This window comes from Desulfarculaceae bacterium (assembly GCA_020444545.1).
Classification (GTDB): Bacteria; Desulfobacterota; Desulfarculia; order Desulfarculales; family Desulfarculaceae; genus Desulfoferula.
On sequence record JAHLKT010000003.1, the window covers coordinates 351,899 to 370,682 of the forward strand.

The 18,784-nt window shown below is 66.8% G+C and carries 17 protein-coding genes; 4 read left to right on the forward strand and 13 right to left on the reverse strand.

Annotated features, from left to right (window positions below):
* Window positions 1-2 precede the first annotated feature (2 nt).
* Both KQH53_10115 and KQH53_10120 read right to left on the reverse strand, forming a co-directional pair.
* Window positions 3-686 carry a TetR/AcrR family transcriptional regulator gene (locus KQH53_10115; protein MCB2227019.1) on the reverse strand — a complete coding sequence of 228 codons (684 nt, stop codon included), beginning with the start codon at window positions 684-686 and terminating at the stop codon, window positions 3-5.
* A 112-nt stretch (window positions 687-798) separates the two neighbouring features.
* On the reverse strand, window positions 799-1,704 hold the full coding sequence (locus tag KQH53_10120; protein ID MCB2227020.1) for a nitroreductase family protein: 906 nt from the start codon (window positions 1,702-1,704) through the stop codon (window positions 799-801).
* A 100-nt stretch (window positions 1,705-1,804) separates the two neighbouring features.
* Between KQH53_10120 and KQH53_10125 the strand changes: the two genes are divergently transcribed.
* Window positions 1,805-3,031, forward strand: a complete 1,227-nt coding sequence (locus tag KQH53_10125; protein MCB2227021.1) for a permease — start codon at window positions 1,805-1,807, stop codon at window positions 3,029-3,031.
* A gap of 4 nt (window positions 3,032-3,035) precedes the next feature.
* Here the strand turns inward: KQH53_10125 and KQH53_10130 are convergent, their stop codons facing one another.
* The 7 genes from KQH53_10130 to KQH53_10160 all read right to left on the reverse strand — a co-directional run bounded on the left by KQH53_10130 (window position 3,036) and on the right by KQH53_10160 (window position 8,289).
* Window positions 3,036-3,551, reverse strand: a complete 516-nt coding sequence (locus KQH53_10130; protein ID MCB2227022.1) for a methyl-accepting chemotaxis protein — start codon at window positions 3,549-3,551, stop codon at window positions 3,036-3,038.
* A gap of 83 nt (window positions 3,552-3,634) precedes the next feature.
* Window positions 3,635-4,825 (reverse strand): LbtU family siderophore porin, encoded by a 1,191-nt coding sequence (locus KQH53_10135; protein MCB2227023.1) that lies wholly within the window; start codon window positions 4,823-4,825, stop codon window positions 3,635-3,637.
* Complete coding sequence (locus KQH53_10140; GenBank protein ID MCB2227024.1) at window positions 4,822-5,472, reverse strand: energy-coupling factor ABC transporter ATP-binding protein; 651 nt, start codon at window positions 5,470-5,472, stop codon at window positions 4,822-4,824. The genes KQH53_10135 and KQH53_10140 overlap by 4 nt, the downstream gene beginning before the upstream one ends.
* Window positions 5,463-6,260 carry a cobalt ECF transporter T component CbiQ gene (gene cbiQ, locus KQH53_10145; protein ID MCB2227025.1) on the reverse strand — a complete coding sequence of 266 codons (798 nt, stop codon included), beginning with the start codon at window positions 6,258-6,260 and terminating at the stop codon, window positions 5,463-5,465. Before cbiQ ends, KQH53_10140 begins: the two co-directional genes overlap by 10 nt.
* Before the next feature lie 7 nt (window positions 6,261-6,267).
* Window positions 6,268-6,870: a hypothetical protein gene (locus KQH53_10150; GenBank protein ID MCB2227026.1), complete on the reverse strand. Its 603-nt coding sequence runs from the start codon at window positions 6,868-6,870 to the stop codon at window positions 6,268-6,270.
* A gap of 11 nt (window positions 6,871-6,881) precedes the next feature.
* Window positions 6,882-7,490 carry a cobalt transporter CbiM gene (gene cbiM, locus KQH53_10155; protein ID MCB2227027.1) on the reverse strand — a complete coding sequence of 203 codons (609 nt, stop codon included), beginning with the start codon at window positions 7,488-7,490 and terminating at the stop codon, window positions 6,882-6,884.
* A gap of 31 nt (window positions 7,491-7,521) precedes the next feature.
* Entirely contained in the window at window positions 7,522-8,289 is a 768-nt protein-coding gene (locus tag KQH53_10160; GenBank protein ID MCB2227028.1) for a DUF4198 domain-containing protein, read from the reverse strand.
* A gap of 341 nt (window positions 8,290-8,630) precedes the next feature.
* On the opposite strand from KQH53_10160, the gene KQH53_10165 reads away from it, so the two are divergent.
* Together KQH53_10165 and KQH53_10170 are read left to right on the forward strand one after the other, a co-directional pair.
* Complete coding sequence (locus KQH53_10165; GenBank protein ID MCB2227029.1) at window positions 8,631-9,143, forward strand: metal-dependent transcriptional regulator; 513 nt, start codon at window positions 8,631-8,633, stop codon at window positions 9,141-9,143.
* Between the two features lie 198 nt (window positions 9,144-9,341).
* Entirely contained in the window at window positions 9,342-11,837 is a 2,496-nt protein-coding gene (locus KQH53_10170) for an EAL domain-containing protein (protein MCB2227030.1), read from the forward strand.
* A gap of 35 nt (window positions 11,838-11,872) precedes the next feature.
* Here KQH53_10170 and KQH53_10175 read toward each other — a convergent pair whose 3' ends face one another.
* The 3 genes from KQH53_10175 to KQH53_10185 all read right to left on the reverse strand — a co-directional run bounded on the left by KQH53_10175 (window position 11,873) and on the right by KQH53_10185 (window position 15,856).
* Window positions 11,873-13,237, reverse strand: a complete 1,365-nt coding sequence (locus KQH53_10175; protein ID MCB2227031.1) for a DUF2254 domain-containing protein — start codon at window positions 13,235-13,237, stop codon at window positions 11,873-11,875.
* 30 nt (window positions 13,238-13,267) lie between these two features.
* A complete protein-coding gene (locus KQH53_10180; protein MCB2227032.1) occupies window positions 13,268-15,502 on the reverse strand; it encodes a hypothetical protein in 2,235 nt (744 codons plus the stop codon).
* Between the two features lie 147 nt (window positions 15,503-15,649).
* The gene (locus KQH53_10185; protein ID MCB2227033.1) at window positions 15,650-15,856 is read right to left on the reverse strand and encodes an antitoxin; all 207 of its coding nucleotides are present in this window, start codon (window positions 15,854-15,856) and stop codon (window positions 15,650-15,652) included.
* Window positions 15,857-16,075: 219 nt separating this feature from the next.
* Here KQH53_10185 and KQH53_10190 point away from each other — a divergent pair, with 219 nt between their 5' ends.
* Window positions 16,076-17,569 carry a hypothetical protein gene (locus KQH53_10190; GenBank protein MCB2227034.1) on the forward strand — a complete coding sequence of 498 codons (1,494 nt, stop codon included), beginning with the start codon at window positions 16,076-16,078 and terminating at the stop codon, window positions 17,567-17,569.
* On the opposite strand, the gene KQH53_10195 is transcribed toward KQH53_10190, so the two are convergent.
* Window positions 17,559-18,782, reverse strand: coding sequence for an MFS transporter (locus KQH53_10195; GenBank protein MCB2227035.1), 1,224 nt, complete (start codon window positions 18,780-18,782; stop codon window positions 17,559-17,561). The genes KQH53_10190 and KQH53_10195 overlap by 11 nt on opposite strands.
* Between the last annotated feature and the right edge of the window lie 2 nt (window positions 18,783-18,784).

Consider the following 18,784-nt stretch of genomic DNA (forward strand, 5'->3'; position numbering starts at 1 on the left):
AGTCAGTTCCTTTCCGCGTTGGCCGGCGCGGCCCCGTCCAGGGGAGCCAGTACGCGCCGGATGAGCTCCACGGTGCGTTGCAATTGATCCTCCACCACCGCCTGGGTCAGGCGTCCCTTGATGTCCAGGTACTCGCGCATGCGCAGCGAGAAGTGGCGCGAGACCAGGGAGGCCAGAAAGACGATGTAGAGGCTGTTTACCCAGAAGGCGGCCTGGGGCGCGTCCACGTCGGGCCGCACCAGGCCCCGGCCCATGTCCCGGGCCAGCACCGCCTTGAGGTGATCGGCGGTGTACTTTTCCACCTCGCGGGAGAGCTTGTCCGCGAAGGGCTCCATCCCGGCCGAGGATATGTTCAGGTAGATGACGAGATATTCGGGGTGGCGGCGGGCAAAGGCCGCGCCCTGGCGGAAGATGTGCTCCAGTTGCTGAAACACATCCCAATCCGGGTCCAGCTCGCCATACACCGCCTGGCGGGAGCGGGCCAGGCCGTCGCGGGCCACGTAGAGGTAGAGCTCCTGCTTGCTCTCGAAATAATTGTACAGCGAGCCCTTGGCCACACCGGCCCGGCTGGCCAGTTCGGCCATGTCGGCCTGGTTGAAGCCCCGCTCGGCAAAGAGCTTGGCCGCTTCGCGCAGAAGCCTTTCCCGCTTGGCGGGATTGATTTTGTCCAGGGTCCCCTTGGGCACCGTCAGCCCTCCCTCCTATTGAATGACTGACCGGACAGTCATTACGATAGGAAAAAGGCCGCTGTTTGTCAAGTGTTTGTCACCAGGGAAAACGAATATCACTTGGGGCGGGTTAGTCCAGCCAGCGCAGAGTGGGCGCCCGGCGGCCGGTGAGGCGCTCGTACTTTTCGCGGGGCCAGCCCAGGGCGATCACCGCGTAAATCTTCTCGTCCTTGCGCAGGCCCAGGGCGTGGCCCAGGGCGGGCTTGTTTTTGAGCACCTCCACCGCGTAGCCGATGAGGCAGGTGCCCAGGCCCATGGCGTGGGCGGCCAGGAGCATGTGGCCCGTGGCCAACAGGGCGTCTTCGGCCGGGCAGGAGGCCCCGGGCAGGGAGCCCACCAGGATGGCCGCGGGCGCGCCGTGAAACAAACGGTCGATGCCCTGCTTGTCCCATTCTTCCAGGCCGCGCTGCACGGACTCGTAGTACTCGCGGTAATACTCGTCCAGCTGGGGCTTGCCGATCAGGCGCATCAGGCCCCGCAGCCAGGCCTTTTCGGCCATCTTGTTGAAGGCGCGCATAACGTCGCCTACCGCCTGGGCCATGGCCATCACCTTGTCTCGGTTGGGCAGCACGGTGAAGCTCCAGCGCTGGCTGTTGGTGCCCGAGGGCGCGCTGAGCCCGATCTTGACCAGATCCGAGAGCATTTCCCGGGGAACCGGCTTGTCCTTGTAGTTGCGGCAGGAGCGGCGCGAGGCCATGAGGCGGGCCAGCCCGGCCAGGTCGTAATCGCCGAAGGGCAGCCAGGCCGGGTCCAAGCCGAAGGTGTCGAAGCGGCTCTGCTCCGGGTCCAGGCTCTGCACCCGCACAGCGCCTTCGGGGCACACCGCCTGGCAGTGGCCGCAGTTCAGGGAGCGGTCGCCGGTCACTCGGGCCTTGCCGTTCACCAGGCTTATGGTCTGGCTGGGGCACACGGGGATGCAGCGGCCGCAGCCGGTGCAAAGCTCAGAATCGATAACCGTGGTAACGGCCTGGGACATGCGCGCCTCCTTAGGGCAAGTTGGGCCCATGATAGCACGGCCTTTGGCCCTGAGTTTGTTTCAGGCCGCGTCCGCCCGCATAATTAAGGCAGTTATGGATTTGTATCGCATCATTGAGTTATGGGGAGCGGCCGCCCAAACCGCGCTGGGTTTCTTCTGGAAAGCGGGCTGGGCCTTCGTGCTGGGCTACACGGTCAGCGCCATGATCCAGGCCTTTGTGCCCAAGGCCCGTCTTACGCCCTATCTGGGCGACGCCGGTTTCAAGAGCGTGTCCCTGGCCACCCTTTTTGGGGCCATCAGCTCGTCCTGCTCCTTCGCCGCCCTGGCCACCGCCCGGGCCCTGGTGCTCAAGGGGGCCCACTTCGTGGCTGCGGTGGCCTTCATGTTCGCCTCCACCAACTTGGTCATCGAGCTGGGCATCCTCATCATGATCTTCCTGGGCTGGCAGTTCCTGGTGGCCGAAGTGATCGGCGGCCTGCTGCTCATCGCCCTGAGCCGCACGATGATCCAGCTCACTTATCCCAAGAATTGGCTGGACCAGGCCCGGAAAAAGGTGGAGCAGGAGTCCCCGCCGGAAGAAGACGACTTCGACTGGCGTCAGCGCATCAAGAGCAAGGCGGGCTGGCGCATGGTGGGGGCCACCTTTGCCGGCGAGTGGGGCATGGTCTGGGAGGAGATCCTCATCGGCTTCACCGTCGCGGGCATGGTGGCCGCCCTGGTGCCAGAGGCCTTTTGGAAGGCCATCTTCCTGAGCGGCCTAACTTCGGGCGGGCAGGCCGATTTCTGGGTGGTGCTGGAGAACGCCCTGCTCTCGCCCTTCGTGGCCGCGGCCACCTTCATCGGCTCCATGGGCAACATCCCCCTGGCCACGGTGCTCAATTCCAGCGGGGTGATGTTCGCGGGCATCATGGGCTTCATCTACTCGGACCTGATGGTCCCGCCCCTGGTCATGGTCAACGCCAAGTACTACGGCTGGAAGGTGGCCCTGTACATCGCAGCGGTGATGTACGTGGCCATCGTTATCACCGCCCTGGCCCTGCACTACGGCTTCGATCTGGCCGGGCTGACCCCCAAGAGCGACCGCGCGGTCAAGGAAGTGGCCCGCTTCGCCTTGGACTACACCTTTTGGATGAACTGCGGGGCGGTGCTCCTGGCCGGCTCCATGGCCTGGCTCAAGCACCAGAAGAGCAAGCACCAGAACCAAGACCACGGCGGGCATCACCACTCCATGGACATGGGCGGCCCTTCTTTCAAACGCCTGGTGGCCTACGCGGCCATGCTCTTTTTGGCGGGGGGCATGATCTGCTTCTGGATCACCCGGGCCTGATCCCCTAGACCACGAAAAGCTCGTCCAACTCCTGGCGCAGGCGCTGGGCCTCGGCCTGGGATTCCGGGGTGGGGGCCGTCTCGCACAGCACCTGCACCCCACGGCGCAGGCGCTCCACCCGGTAGCGCAGGCCGCCCACGCCCTGGTTCAGGGATTGGGCTATGTCCTGGAGCTGGTCGCCCTGGCGCAGGCTCACCCGCTGGTCCAGCCGCCCCTGGCCCAGGCCTTCCATGAGCCGGGCCATGCGGTGCAGGGGGCCGCCCATGCGGTGGGACACGAACAGCGCCATCCAGTAGACGATCATGCCCATGGCCAGCAGAATGATCAGGTCGAAGATGATGAGCACCGGGAATATGTCGGGCAGCACCGGGCGGTTGCGCGCCATGAGCAGGATGAGCAGGGAAAATCCGCTGGACATGAGCACGGCCAGCACCGCGCCTCCCAATCCCCACACGAAGCTGGTTTGGAAACCCGGATACCAGAACAAGCGCCGGCGGCGCTGATGCGGTTGGCTGCTCATGCGTCCCTCCCATGTCGGCGTGGTTGGCAGAGGCCGTCCCTGCAAGAGTATAGACCAAGCGCGCTCCCGGCGCGGAGCTGATTTTAGAAAACCAGGCTCAGTTGGCTGGTGACCAGATCGCTCTCGGCTCCGTCCTCGAAGTAGCCACGCTGATACTCCAGGGCCAGCACCACGTATTGGATGGGCTGCCAGGACAGGGTCAGGCCGTATTGCCGCTGGGGGAACTCCTCGTAGAGGTCGCCGCCGCCTTCCCAGCGCCCGGCCAGCACCCAGTCCTCGCTGAAGATCCAGGCCAGCTCCAGGCTGAAGGCCCAGGGCGAGGGGCTGGACTCGGGCGGGGCGTAATCCAGCTCGCCGGGGCCGAAGGAACCAGCGCGCATATACTCGGCCAAAAAGGCCAGGCCCTTGTATTCGGCCGAGGCGCTGAGCGACCAGCCCGCCACCAGGGAGCTCAGGCGCTGGTCCGGCACCTGCTCCTGCAAAAAACCGCTGCCGGCGATGTTGTTGGTGTAGGCACCGCCCACCCGGAGCTTGAGCCCGCCCAGGGTCTTGTCCGGCGGGGTCAGGTCGGCGCGCAACACAAAGTTGGCCAGCACCCCCCCGCTGTCGCCGGGCTCACGCACCGGCGAGTTCATGCCGGTGAGGCCCAGGCTGAACCACTCGGCACTCCAGCCCGCTTCGATGCCCGTGGCCTGGGTCTCGAACACCCCCTTGGTGATGCCGTCGCTGACCATGAAGCTCTCGAAAAGCCCCACCGGGGGATAGATGCGCCCGCCCATGAGGTAGCCCGGAAACTCGGGCGTGCGCCCCAGCACCACGAAGGCCTCGTCCAGTTTTATGCCGCTGTAGCCGTCCTCGTGCAAAAAGTGCAGCAGACCGCTGACAAAGGGCAGCGGGGTCATCTCCAGGAAAACCTCGGCCGTGGCCAGCACCGCATGGTCCTGGTGACTGCTGTCGCCCGCCGCGTCCTTGTCTTTCTGGTAGGAGGCCTCGAACTGGAACTGGCCCCATACTTTCCAGAACTCGCCCTTGAGGGCGGGCTCGGGCCACTCGATGACCGCGGGGGTTTCAATGGCGCGGGAGGCCTTGTAGGAGCCGCTGGTGGGCGGGCCTTCCACGTCGGTCCATTCTCCGCCGAGCACCCCGCCCCGCCAGCCGGGGCCGCCGCTCTCCTCGGCCTGGGCCCAGGCCGCAGGGGCGGGGGCCAGCAGCAGGAGCAGGGCCAGGCCCAGGGCCAGGGCGCGGCGCGCCCCCAGTTTGCGGCCCCGCCTCACGCCGGCACCAGGCGGCCCGCTTCCATGCGCAGTACCGTGTCGCAGCTGCGATCCAAAAAGCCCTGGTCGTGGGACACCACCGCCCAGGCCAGGCCGCTGGCCAGGAGCACCGACTCCAGGCGCTCCTGGGTGGCCTGGTCCAGCCCGGCGGTGGGCTCGTCCAGGAGCAGCGCCTGGGGCTGCATGGCCAGAACCGTGGCCAAGGAGACCATGCGCCGCTCCCCGCCCGAAAGATGATAGGTCACCCGGTCCTCGAAACCGGCCAGGCCCAGGCTCTCCAGAGTTTGGCTGACGATGGCCAGGGCCTCGTGGCGCTTCTTACCTAGGTTAAGCGGCCCGAAGGCCACGTCCTCGCGCACGGTGAGTGAGAAGAGTTGGTCGTCCGGGTCCTGGAAGCAGAAGCCCACCGCCGCGCGCAAGGGGCGGAAGTCCTTCTCCGCGCTGCACTCCTTGCCCAGCCCCCACACGCTGCCCGAGGTGGGTTTGAGCAGACCCATGGCGATGAGAAACAAGGTGGACTTGCCCGCGCCGTTGGGCCCCACGATGCCCACCCGCTGGCCGGGCCCCAGGGAGAAGCACGCGTCTTGCAACACCGGCGGGCGGCCGTCGTAGGCAAAACTTATGTCCCGCAGCTCGATCAAATCCATGATGCGCTCCCCAGGTTGAGGGCGATGAGCGCCGCGCCCACGGCCACGGCGGCCCAGCAGAAAATCGTGTCCCGCCGCGACCAATGGAAGTGGTCCAGCAGCCACAGGGTGCCGGTGAAGCCCCGGCAGAGCATGGCTTGATACACCCGCTCGGCCCGGTCGTAGCCCCGCACCAGGAGCACCCCCACCAGGCTGGCGTAGGTGCGCCAGGTGCGCAGGTTGTTGCCCGGCACGAAGCCGCGCACCTTCAGGGCCCAGGTGAGGCGGGCGTGCTCGCGCCTGAGCACGTGCAGATAGCGGTAGAAGAACAGGAACAGGTTGACCAGTTTTTGGGGGGCGTGATAGTGGGCCAGGGCGTGGAAGATGTTCTCCACCCTGCCGGTGCCCAGCAAGGCCAGAAGCAGGCAGAACACCGCGTTGGTCTTTAGGCTGATCAACAGGGCCAGGCGCAAGCCCTCGGGGTCCAGGCCCAGATGCCAGCCGTTGTTCCAGCCCAGCCGCCAGGGCAAAAACACCCACAGCAGCACCACGAAGATGTTCACCGCGGCCAAGCGGCCCAGCACCCGGCTCCAGCCCAGGCGGGCGCTGGCCAAAACCACCAACCCCAGGCCCAGGGCGGCCAGGGCCACGGCCCAGCTCTGGCCCAGGGCCACCACCAGGCTGAGGCCCAGAGCCGCGCCCAGCTTGGCGCGGGGGTCCAGCCGGTGCAGCCAGCTGTGCCCCGCCGCGTGTTGCAAGGGGTCGGTGGGCTTAGGCTTTGGTTTGGGTTTGGGAGGGGGCTGGCTCACGCGGTCCTCATTGCGGCTTGTTCTGCTGGCGGTAGCGCATGTAGGCGGCCAGGCCCAACAGGCCCAGGATGTAGCCCAGCCCGGCCAGCACGTCGCGCACCGTCACCCCCTGGTCCGCGCTCAGGCGGGCCAGCTGGGCCTTGAGCGGGGCCAGCTCCTTTTGCAGCAGCGAACTCAGCACCTGCTCCAGATCGGCCCGGCCCAGGGAGGCCCCCCGGTCCAGGGATGGCGGCACCGTGCCCTTGGGCTGGGCCGCCGGGGCCTGGGCCGGGGCCGGGGCCAGGCCCAGCTCGGCCGCGCTCAGGGTGTAGTCGGCCCGGTGACCCTCGCCCACAATGAGCACCACCTTGTAGGGCGGCTTGCCTGCGGGCAGAGGCAGGGAGAAGCGGCCCTCCTTGTCGGTCTTGGCCTCGGCCAGCTTCTTGCCCGTGCCGTCGAGCACCTCCACCGCACAGCCCTGGGCCTTGCCCCCGCCGGGGAAGTAGGCCTCGCCTTGCAGCTGGCCTCCTTCGGCATAGGCGAAGACGTTCACCTTGTGGGCTCGGGCCGGGGCGGCGGCCAGCAGCAGCGCGGCCAGGGCCAGGATGAAAAGGGCGCTTTTGCGGTACATGGGCCTTCTCCTCAGGCCGAGCCGGGCCGCAGCATGGCCGGCCGGGCCTTGCGCAAATACTCCACGATCAGGGCGGTGATCACCCCTTCGATCAGCATAACCGGCAGATGGGCCAAGACCAAGGCCTGGGCCATGGGCAAAAAGGCCTCGCCGGTTAGCCACAGGCTGAGCGCCACCAACAGGGCCGAGACCAGCACGGCCAGGGCGCCCGCTCCGAAGCCGGCAGCCAGGGCCAGGCCCCGGGAGTCCCGCCGGACCAGGGGCGCGAACAGGGCATAGCTGAGCAGGGCCGGTGCGGCCATGCAGAAGGTGTTGACCCCCAGGGCGGTGAGCCCGCCGTACTGGAAGAGCACCGCTTGCAGGGTGAGGCCCACGAATATGGCCGGAAAGGCGGCCCAGCCCAGGAGGATGCCCACCAGGCCGTTGAGCACCAGGTGCACGCTGGCCGGGCCGATGGGCACGTGGATCAGGCTGGCCACGAAGAACACCGCCGCCAGAAGGGCCACCCGGGGCAGGCGGTCGTAGTCCATCTTCTTGAGCCCCACGGCCAGCCCGGCCACGGTGAGCGCCGCTCCCCCGCCCAGCAGGGGCGCGGTCAATACGCCTTCGGCTATATGCATGTCGTGCCTGTTCTCCGCTGCGCCGGGGGCGCTACCTGCCCAGGGGATATGCGTAGAGCCAGAGCACTCCGCCCAGCTCCACGTCCTTGTCCTTGCCGTCTTTTTTCAGCTTGGCGTCGTCGGTGACCAGCGCCGCGAAGCCCCACCAGCCGCCCCAGGGCATGGTGTAGGTGAACACTCCGTTCTGGTCGGTGTTCACCACCTGGGTGATATAGGCCGGGGCCGGGGCGCGGCGCTTGCCGCCGGGGCTGTAGGCCTCCACCTCCACCATTGCCCCGGCCAGGGGCTTGCCCTTGTAGATTACCTTGCCGGTGAAGCTGTTGCCCGCGTAGAGGCCGTAGGGCCGGGTGAGGGGAATGATCTCGATCTTAGTGCCCACCGGCCGGTCCCAGCCTTCCTCCGCGCCCAGGGCGTCCACCACCGTCTTGGCGTGGTGGATGATGAAGCAGTCCTCGGCGGGCTCCCAATAGGGCTGGGGGGTCATATAGAGAATGTAGTCGCCGGGCCGCCGGATGGGCAGGCTCAGGCTCCAGGCCTGCTTACCGCCCAGGCTTAGCGGCTTGAGCGAATCGCTGAGGTCGGTCTTTTTGCCGTCCAGCAAAACCCCGGCCCGGGGCTTGGCCAGGCTCATGCCCACGTCCTCCATGGGGTGCCAGAACATCAGCTTGGCGCTCACCACCTTGGGGTCGCTCTTGCCCACCAGGTTCTTGTCCGGGATGATCATGCCGAAATGGGCCAGGGCCGGGGATGCCGCCAGGCACAGCAGGGCCAGGCACAGGACGATCTTGGCCAGTTTCATGATGGGCTCCTTGGCTCGGGTGCGGGCGGCGGCGGGCCATGAAAAATGCCACGGCGGCCGAACGCCTCGGGGAAGCGTGGGGGCCTTCGTGGCCTGGGGTTTTCGCTATGTCCGGACTTGAAGGGTGATTCCCACCCGATTAAAGCCTACTGGCTTTGGGTTGGTTTTTTATAGCCCCGCCCTCCCCGCCTGTCAACCACGCCTGGGCGGCCGGGTTCATTTGTTAGTATTTACTAAGATAGTTAAAGACTTATTAAATTCGTTTTTTCTTGGCCACCTTGTTTGTCGAGAGTAATATATATTTTGCATGTCTAATAATTTTTCGGCGGGAGGCTTTAGCCATGGCCGGAGTGCAGCGAGACGGTCTGTCCTCCAATTTGGAAGACTACCTGGAGACCATTTTCCATCTGGAGCGCGAAAGCCGGGTGGCCCGGGCCAAGGACATTGCCGAGCGCCTGGAGGTTTCCCGCGCCTCGGTGACCGGCGCCCTGAAGACCCTGGCCGACAAGGGCCTGATCAACTACGAGCCCTACAGCTACGTGACCCTCACCGAGCAGGGCAAGGAGATCGCCCGGGAGATCGACCGGCGCCACCATATCCTCAAGGGATTTTTCAGCGACTTTTTGCAGCTGGGCGCGGAGGCCGCAGAGGCCAACGCCTGCCGGGTGGAGCACGCCATGGACGAGGCGGCCATCAACCGGCTGGTGAACTTTTTGGATTTTCTGGAGCAGTGCCCCCGCACCGGGACCGACTGGTTGGAGTCTTTCGAGCGCTTCTGCCGGGGCAAGGCCAGCAAGGATAACTGCCGCCAGTGCCTGGCCGGTTGTTTGGAGCGCGGGGCCGAGATAACCTAGGCCCGTCCCCGGGGGGAGGAATGCGGGCGGCTTGCAACGCGCCCCATCGATTGACGTAGAATAGTAGAGTAATAGTTACTAGCCGCCACCGGAATTTCATGCCTGCCTTTAGCATCGCGCGTCTAGCCCGAATATCGGGGGGGGCCTTGGGCCCGCCCCGCATACCGTAGACCAGCCGAGAGGGCGCGGCGCCGGCACATGAATTTCGACCAGGAAATCACCTTTAGTCAAAAGGTCCTCGTAGTCGACGACGACCTGGCCATTCTGGAGTTCCTCAAACAAGCGGCCCACGGCCATGTGGACATGACCACCGCCCCCGGCGCCAGCGAAGGGCTGGAACTGCTGGAGCGCGAGGGGCCCTTCGGGGTGGTGATGAGCGACCTGCGGATGCCGGGCATGGACGGCATCACCTTCCTGGGCGAGGTGCGCGAGCGCTGGCCCCATGCCACGCGCATCCTCTTCACCGGCTTCGCGGATCTGCCCGCGGCCATGGACGCCATCAACACCTCGCAGATCTTCCGCCTGATCACCAAGCCGGCCCCCAAGCAAACCATCCTGGACGCCCTGTCCGACGGGCTGAAGCAGCACCGCCTGTTGGTGGCCGACGAGGCCCACCTGTATGAGCGGGAGCGCCAGTTTCGCACCGCCTTGCTGGACCTGCCCCTGCCGGCGATCATCCACGCCGATGACGGCCAGGTGGTGCTGGTCAACCGGGCATGGCGCGAGCTTTCCGGATGGGACATCGAGGATTTGCCGGACATCTTCGTCTGGGGCCAGAAGGCCCTGGGCCTGGATTTGGACCAGGCGCGCCGCGAGGCGGCCCAGCTCTGGAAGATCGAGGGGAGCGTGGCCCAGGGTGAGCACAGGGTCGCCACCAAACTGGGCGATCACCAGGTCTGGGATTTCAACTCCGCCCCCCTGGGCAAGATGCCCGACGGCCGCCGGGTCTTCATCTCCATCGCCTCGGACGTGACCCAGCACCGGGCCATGGAGGACTCCCTCTCCCGGGCGGGCCAGGTGTTCGACAGCGCCACCAACGGCATCATTGTCACCGACGCCAAAGGCACCATCCTGGACGTGAACCCGGCCCTCTGCCAGACCACCGGCTACACCCGCGCGGAGCTGATCGGCCGGACGCCCCAGGTATTCCGCTCCGGCCGCCACGACAAAGATTTTTATCGCGACATGTGGAGCTCCATAACCGGCCCGGGCTCCTGGCGCGGCGAGATTTTGAATCGGCGCAAGAACGGCGAGATCTATCCCGCCCTGCTCAGCATCTCCCGGGTGGACAGCAACCAACCGGGGGCGGCCGCCTTCGTGGCCGTCTCCTCGGACCTGACCGCCTTGCGCCAGGCCCAGGACCGCATGAAGTACCTCTCGCGCCACGACGCCCTCACCGGCCTGCACAACCGCGACACCCTACCCGCGCGCTTGGACGAGGCCCTGGCCCGCGCCCGCCGGGAAGGCCGCCAGGTGGTGGTTTCCTACCTGGACCTCGACCAGTTCAAGCTGGTCAACGAATCCATGGGCCATGAAATCGGCGACCAGATCCTGGTGGAGGTCTCCCGGCGCCTGCAAAGCGGCCTGGGCGAAGCCGACGCCCTGGTGCGCTGGGGCGGGGACCATTTCGTTGCCGTGTTTTTGACCGCGCCAAACGGCGAGGAGGCCGAACGCATCGCCGAGCTCACCCTGAAGTGCATGGACGCGCCCCTGGACATGGGGGGCCAACGCATTTTCGTAACCGCCAGCGCGGGCCTGAGCGTTTCTCCCGGCGATGCCGAGACCCCCGAAGAGCTCATCCAGCACGCGGACACCGCCATGCACGCGGCCAAGCGGAGGGGACGCAGCCGCTATGAGTTCTTCGACGCCTCCATGAACCGGAGGGTGGTGGACCGCCTCACCTTGGAAGGCGAGCTGCGCACCGCCTTGGAGCAAGAGCAGTTCATTCTGTATTACCAGCCCCAGGTGGAGCTGAGCACCGGGCGGGTGCGGGGGCTGGAGGCCCTGGTTCGCTGGCAACACCCTCGCCACGGTCTGCTCCTGCCGGAAAGCTTCATTCCCGTGGCCGAGGAGGCCGACCTCATCGTGCCCCTGGGCGACCAGGTGCTCCGCATGGCCTGCGGCCAGATACGCCGCTGGCTGGGCCAGGGGCTCACCTTGCCGCGGGTGGCGGTGAACATCTCGGCCCGCCAGATCTGGGAGAAAGACCTGGTCGAGACCGTGCTCGCCATCATGGGGGGAAACGGCTGCCCGGCGGACAAGCTGGAGCTGGAGGTCACCGAAAGCGTGATCATGAGCTCGGTGGAAAAAGGGATGCAGGTCCTCGGCCGCCTGCGTGAGTTGGGGGTGGAGGTGTCCATCGACGATTTCGGCACCGGCTACTCATCGCTCTACTACCTGAAGAAGCTTCCCTTCAGCGTATTGAAGATCGACAAGTCTTTCGTGGAAGACCTGCCCGGCGACGAGGACAGCAGCTACATCGTGGCCACCATCGCGAGCCTGGCCCACGGCCTGGGCAAGGCGGTGGTGGTGGAGGGGGTGGAGACGCTGGACCAGCTAAAGGCGGTGGCCTCCTTTGGCTGCGAGAACGTACAGGGCTTCTATTTTTCCAAGCCCCTGCCCCCGGACGAGGCCACCGCCCTGCTGGGTAGCGGCCCCCGGCCCTTTGCCGACCGCCTGCCCGGCGCCGACTAGCCTCTATCTCTTCTCTTTGAATTTGCGGGATGACCTCAGGCGCGGGCCGCCGCCCGGGCCGCGCAACGCCGCCGGGCGTCCTCCAGGAGCTGTTCCACCTTGGCGTGGGAATCGGCTATCTCCTGGCGATCCCAGGCCTGCTTGATGTGGGCCAAGCTGTCCTCCTTTATGCGCAGGGCCAGACCGGCCAGGGCCTCCACGTCGTCGTCGCGGTGGGCCTGGCGGGCCAGGGCGGCCACGGCCTCCAGCAGCTTGAGGGTGCACATCTGGCTTTCGCGGGCCGCGCGGCGGATGGGCTCCATGGCCTGGTGAATCAGGGTGGCCAGGGTGATGGGGGCCAGGACTACGCGCAACTCGCCGTCATCGTCGCGGCGCTCGGGCGCGGGGATGGCCCGCCCGGCCAGCAGGGCCAGGCCCGAGCTCAGCCAGTCGATGCAGGTGACCGCGGTGAAGGGATCGTTGACCCCGGGGGACAGCGCCCTGAGCGCGGTCTCGGCCAACAGCTGGGCCGGGAACACCACGTCCTGGCTCTCGTTGCGCTCCGCGCCCAGGGAAAAGGCGCTGCTCAGGGGCCCGGCCGCGCCCGCCTCCATGCACTCCGGCGGCCACACCAGGGCCAGGGCGTCGCCGCTGACCAGGAAATCGCCGGGGCAGGGCACCACCTTGATCAAGAGGTCGCGCTTGGCGGCCACGCTGAGCAGGTGCCCGTAGTCCACCATCTTCAGATAGCCGCTGCCGTGGGCCCAGAGCACCGCCGCCCGCCGGTTGAAGCCCTCGGGCAGCTCGGGTGGCCGGGGGTAGGCGTCCTGGGGGTTGTCGGGGCTAAGCTCCTCGGGATAAAGCCGCTTGATGGTGCTTTCCAGGTCGCGCCCCACGTGGGCCATGAGGTTGTTGGCCTGGATGGAGGCCGCGATGTGGTGGATGAAGTAGATCAGCACCGCCAGGCTGGTCAGGGCCAGGCCCACGCCCACGGTGACCGAGAGATGGGGCACCTGCATATGCTCGCCGCTGCCCTCGATGGTGCGCAGCACGATGAGGCAGAAGACGAAGGTGGCCACGAAGGTGCCCAGCACCAGCTGGTTGCCGGTGTCGTCCATGAAGTTGCGCACCAGGCGCGGCCCGAACTGGCTGGAGGTGAGACTGAGCACCACCATGGTCAGGGAGAAGACCACGCCGGCCACGGTGATCATGGAGCCCGCGATGGTGGAAAGCATGGCCCGGGCGCCTTCGGGGCTGCCGGAGTAGAGCCACCAGAAGCTGGAGATTTCGTGTTGGGCCACGAAGAGGTCGCCCTGCACCGAGAGCACCGCCAGGAGGCAGGCCGCGGCGGTCAAGAGGCCGGGCACGAACCACAGGCTGTAGCGCACCGTGTACCAGGCCTGGATCAGCTTGTTTTTCACAAAGACACCTCCCGGAGCCGCGAACCGGCCCTAGGCCAGGGCGTTCTCATCGCCTGAATCGCGCACGAACAGACAAGGCGAACCGCGCTCGGCGCTGACCTGGCGCAGGGCCGCGAAGTCGGGCTCCGCGGGCAGGGTGAATATGTCCAGCTTGGCCGCCGGGGCCGCGCCCAGGGCCGCTTCGCGGGAGCCTTGCAAGAGAACCGCTTCGGCGTCGGGGATGCGGGCCAGCTGGCGCAGGTTGTCCAGGAACTCGGCCGCCGCCTCTTGTTCCCCGGCCGATGCGGCCAGAGCCAGCAGGCAGAGGCTCCCCCGCCAGTTCACTTTCAATTTGTAAGCGATCAGAAGGGCCAAGTCCAGGTTGCCCAGGTCCATGCTAACTTCCCACTCCGGGCCGCGCCCCTCCACCCACAGGTTCACCGCCGCGCCGGGGCCGGGGTCGCGCTCCACCCGGCCGTCGTGCAGGATCACCCCCAGGCCGTGGCTGCGGGCGCGGCGCATCACCTCCTGGGTGTCCGCCTCGCGCTGGGCGGTGGTGGGCAGGGGCATGAGCACCACGTTGGGCCTAAAGAAAAAGCCGCTCAGGGTCTCCAGCCCGGCCAAGAGGCCGTTGGGGAAGCTCTCCGACTCCACGCTGGTGTGGCTGGCGAACAGGCCCAGCTGGCGGAAGGAGCGGGTGATGGAGGGCAGGTCTTCCAGGCGGGCCTGGTCCTCGGGCGCGTGGGACAGGCCCAGGACGGTGACCGTGCCCCGGGGAGGGGCCAGGGAGCCGACCAGGTTGAAGTGCTCGCGCAGCTCCTCGCCGCTTTCCACCGGCACCAGGAGGTTGGACTTCCAGGTGCGCTCGGCCGACACCGGCAAGCGGGCCACCATGCGCGCGGCCCACTCGGCCAGGGCCACGAACATGCCCGAGCGCACGTCGCCGAAGGGCGCCTCCAAATGCCGCCGCAAGAGGTACACGTAGATGGCCAGCACCACCGCCACCGCGATGAGCCCGAAGGTGGGGTTGACGATGAACATGGCATAGAGGCAGCCCGCCCCGCCCAGGATGGGCACCAGGCGGGGCACCCGGAACAGGGGCCGGAAGCTCACCAGGCCCAGCTTCTGTTCAATGGCCACCACCACGTTGATCATGGCGTAGGTGATCAAAAAGAACATGGTGATGAGAGGAGCCACCGCGTTCAAGTCGCGGAGCATGAGCGCACCCAGCACGATGGCCCCGGTGGTGACCAGGGCGTTGCGCGGCTCGCCGGAGGCGGTGCGCCGGGCGAACCACCCGCTGCCCGGCAGCACCCCGTGGGCCGCCAGGGCCTGCAAGATGCGCGGCGCGCCCACCAGGGAGGCCAGGGCCGAGGAGAAGGTGGCCCCCAGGAGACCGGCCAACACCGCCGGACCCCAGGCCGCCTTGTCGATCATCACGGTGTAGTTGCTCAACAGCTCCTTGGTGGATGCCGAGGCGGCCAGCCACCAGGCCAGGACCAGGTAGACCACCAGGCTCACCGCGATGGCGGCCATGGTGCCCAGCGGGATGGAGCGGCGCGGGTCCTTGAGCTCGCCGGACATGTTGGCTCCGGCCATGATGCCGGTGGAGGCCGGGAAGAACACCGCGAACACCGCCCAGAAGCCGATGCCCTGGAAGCCGTTCTCCGGCGAGCCCGCGAAGGAGCCCCACCAGGTGACCGCATGGCTCATGGAGCCTTGCAGGGCGGCCCAGACCACGGCGGCCAGGGAGGCCCCGATCACAGCCATGATCACGAACTGGATGCGGAAGGCCAGGCCCGCGCTGATGAAGGCGATGCCGAAGAGCACCGCAAAGGTGGCCAGGTCCACCAGCAGGGCGGGATGCTCCGGGAATATCCACAGCCAGCCGGCCCGGAAGCCGAAGATGTACATGCTCACGGCCAGGGCCTGGGAGAGGTAAAGCGGCGCGCCGATGGCCCCGCCCACCTCCAGGCCCAGGGACTGGGAGATGATGGAGTAGGCCCCGCCCGCGCCGATGCGGATGTTGGTGGTCACCGAGCTGAGCGACAGGCCGGTGCAGGCGGTGATGCCGAAGGAAAGCCCGATGATCAGCCAGGCCCCCAGCAGCCCGGCGTTGCCCACCACCCAGCCTTCCCGGAGGAACATGATCACGCCCAGGATGGTGAGCAGGGTGGGGGTGAACACCCCGGCAAAGGTGCCGAAGCCCTTGGTCTTTACCTCGCGTTGCGCCTGAACCTGCTCTTGCAGGTCTTTCTCTTGGCTCGCCGTTTCCGGCTGAGTCATGCAGGGTGCCTTTCGCTGGGGATGAAAAATGCAAGCGGCCTGTATCTAAAATTATAGGCATGGACTACGGCACGGAGCAAACCGCACCCGAGTGCCACGAAAAAGGCCCCGCCTGAGCGGGGCCTTCCTACCTTTAGCCCGGGGAGCCTAGTTGGTGGCTTCCTGCACCTTGTCCCCGGCCTTCTCCACGGCCCCGCCCATCTTGTCGGTGGCCTCTTCCACCTTCTCGCCGGTCTTCTCCACGGCCTTGTCTATCTGTTTGCCCGCCTTTTCGGCCGGGCCCTCGCTTTCGCAGCCCAGGGCCAAAAACCCGCAGAGCAGCACGGCCATGCTTATGGCGATGATCTTTTTCATCGGTTGCCTCCTTGGTTGAACCATTATTATGAGACAAGCATTGGCCATATCCCATCGGCGGCAAGACCATTTGTGCCTCAGGGCATTAGGTAGGCCGGGGGGCAAGGATTCTTAGACGAATAACCCGCCTATCCCTGGTTGCTTGCGGGCATTTCACTTGCTCCCCCACGGGTACGGGGCTAACATGATTCCGACGCGAACCCGGGCGGGAGAGGCAGTATGCATCGCATCCACACGGTTCTGATCTTGAGCGCGGCCCTGGTGTTGGGGGTATGGGGGCAAGTTTGGGCCCAGACCGGCGCGCCGGCCGCGGGCCAGGCGGACCAGGTGCGCCGCCTGGAGCGGGTCATCGAGGCGCAGCAGCGGCAGTTGGAGGCGCAGCAGAAACAGCTCGAGGAGCAGCGCAAGCTCTTGATGGAGCTGCAACGCCAGGTGAAGGGCCTCTCCGCCCCGGCCGCTCCGGCCCCGGCTACGGCGGCCACCCCGGCGGCCCCGGCCGCCGCCGCTTCCACTACCGCTCCCGCCGCCCAGGAGCAGGCCGCCGCTCAGCCCAACATCCTGCCGGCCAACTCGCCGGAAACCGGCCCCCACAGCAAGAAGGAGGACACCGGCCCCTGGACCGGCTCCTTCAAGCTCAAGGGCATCAAGACCCAGTTCTCCATCGGCGGCTTCGCCCAGTTGGACATCCTGCACGACAGCGGGGCCATTACCAGCCCCGCCGAGTTCATCACCGCCAACATCGTGACCAGGGGAGCCAAGAAGACCCAGGGCGCGGACGGCCAGACCAACTTCAGCGTCAACGCGACCCAATTCTGGTTCGAAACCAAAACCGAACTGGAGCGGGGCAGCCTGCGCACCTATCTCTCCCTGGACTTCTTCGGCAACGCCAACAGCACCTCGGCCGATCCCCGCCTGCGCGAGGCCTACGGCGAGCTGAACCGCTACGTCTTCGGCGGCAACCTCTTGGCCGGGCAGGCCTGGTCCACCACCGCCTACACCACGGCCTATCCCAACACCCTGGACTACGAGGGGCCCAGCTCCATGGTGGGCCTGCGCCAGCCCCAGATGCGCTGGACCCGCCCCCTGGGCGCGGGCTTCACCATGAAGCTGGCCGCCGAGACCCCGGACGGCCACGAGATCGACGGGGCCGACTCGCTGACCGCCTGGCCCGACGGGGTGGCCGCCCTGGAGTGGGTCAAGGGCCCCTTCAGCGTGCAGGGTCTGGGCATGTTGCGCGACCTCAGGGCCAGCCAGAACGACGGGCCCACCGAGACCACCATGGGCTGGGGCTTCAACCTGGCCGGAGTGGTGGACACCAGCTTCCTGGGGGCCCAGGACAACCTGACTTTCTCCCTGGTCTACGGCAAGGGCGTGGGCAGCCTGATCAACGACTCGCCGCCCGACGCCTATTACAACCCCGGCGACAGCAGCCTGGAGCCGATCCCGGTGTGGGGCTGGTACGTGGGCTATGAGCACTGGTGGAGCCCCAGCTGGGCCTCGGTGCTGGTCTACGGCGCCTTGCAGGTGGACAACAACGACGGCCAGGCGGGCGACGCCTACCACTCCGCCCAGTACGCCAGCGCCAACCTTATGTGGATGCCGGTGGACTGGCTGTTGGTGGGCGGCGAGCTCTTGTGGGGCGAGAGGGTGGACAAGGACGGGGCCGACGGCAACGACACCCGCTTCCAGTTCACCACCAAGTTCACTTTCTAAGAGGGATCGCCGGCGGGGTGCGCAGCACCAGGGCGCAGACCGCCAGCCCCGCCAGGCACAGGCCCAGCCACAGCAAGAAGAAGGCATCGTAGCCCAGGCGCGATACCGCCAGCCCGGCGGCCAGGGGGCCCAGAAAATAGCCCGCCTGCAAGGCCATCATCATCAGGTTGGCGTTCATGGCCCGATCCTGGGGCTCGCTGTGCAGATACATCAGCGAGTTCAGGGCCGGGAACCCCAGGGCCAGCCCCACCCCGAAGACCACCGCGATGGGGCTGATCCAGTAGGGATCCTCCACCAGGTACAGGGCCAGATAGCTGAGCGCGGACAAGGCGAAGGCAATGCAGAGCAGGACCACCTTGCTGATGCGGTCGAAGATGCCGCTGCCGAAGGTCCGGATGGCCAGCATGACCAGCATCTGCACGGTGAAGAACTTGCCCACGTTGCCCAGGTTAATCTGCTGGGCGAACCCCTTGAACATGAAGAACAGGCCCGCGAAGTTCATGAAGTAGACCGCGTTGGCCAGGATCATCACCACCAGGGGCAGTCTGGTCAGGCTTTTCTTGAGCTCCGGCCAGGCCGGGGGGCGGGCCGGGGCCGCGGGCGCCTCGCGGTCCTGGCCGCGGATGCGGCGCAGCACCACCAGCACCACCCCGGCGGCGGGCAGGAGCATGATGGGCATGCCCGCGTAGCTGTAGGCCCGGCTGGGCAGCCAGGGGGCCAGGGCGTCCACCGCCAGGGGCACCAGGGCGTAGGGCAGCAGGATGGCCGATGAATACAGGGCGAAACCCTGGCCGCTCTTGCCCTCGGGGATGGCCCACACCAACAAGGCCATGCACGAGGCGGACATGCAGAACAGGCCCAGGCCGTTGACCACCCGCAGGAGGAGCATGCCCCAGAAGGAGGACACCCACAGATAGGACAGCCCAGCCACGGCCAAGACCGCGATGCCCAGCAGCATGAGATAGGGCGCGTTGCGGTGGTTGATGAAAGGCGCGGCCACGAAGAACAGGGGCACCGGGGTGAGCGAGAGCACGCCTATGAGGAAACCGCGCAGCTCGCCGGGGATGCCCAGCGCGCCCAGGTGGTTGTAGAGGTCGTAGAAGACCGCCACGTTGGAAAAGGACAGCAGGGCGATACCCAGCAGGCTGAGGTACTCGAAGCTGTAAAGACTCTTGGCGCGGCCCTCGGCCGGCTGGGGGTTCGCGGTGGGCAAGC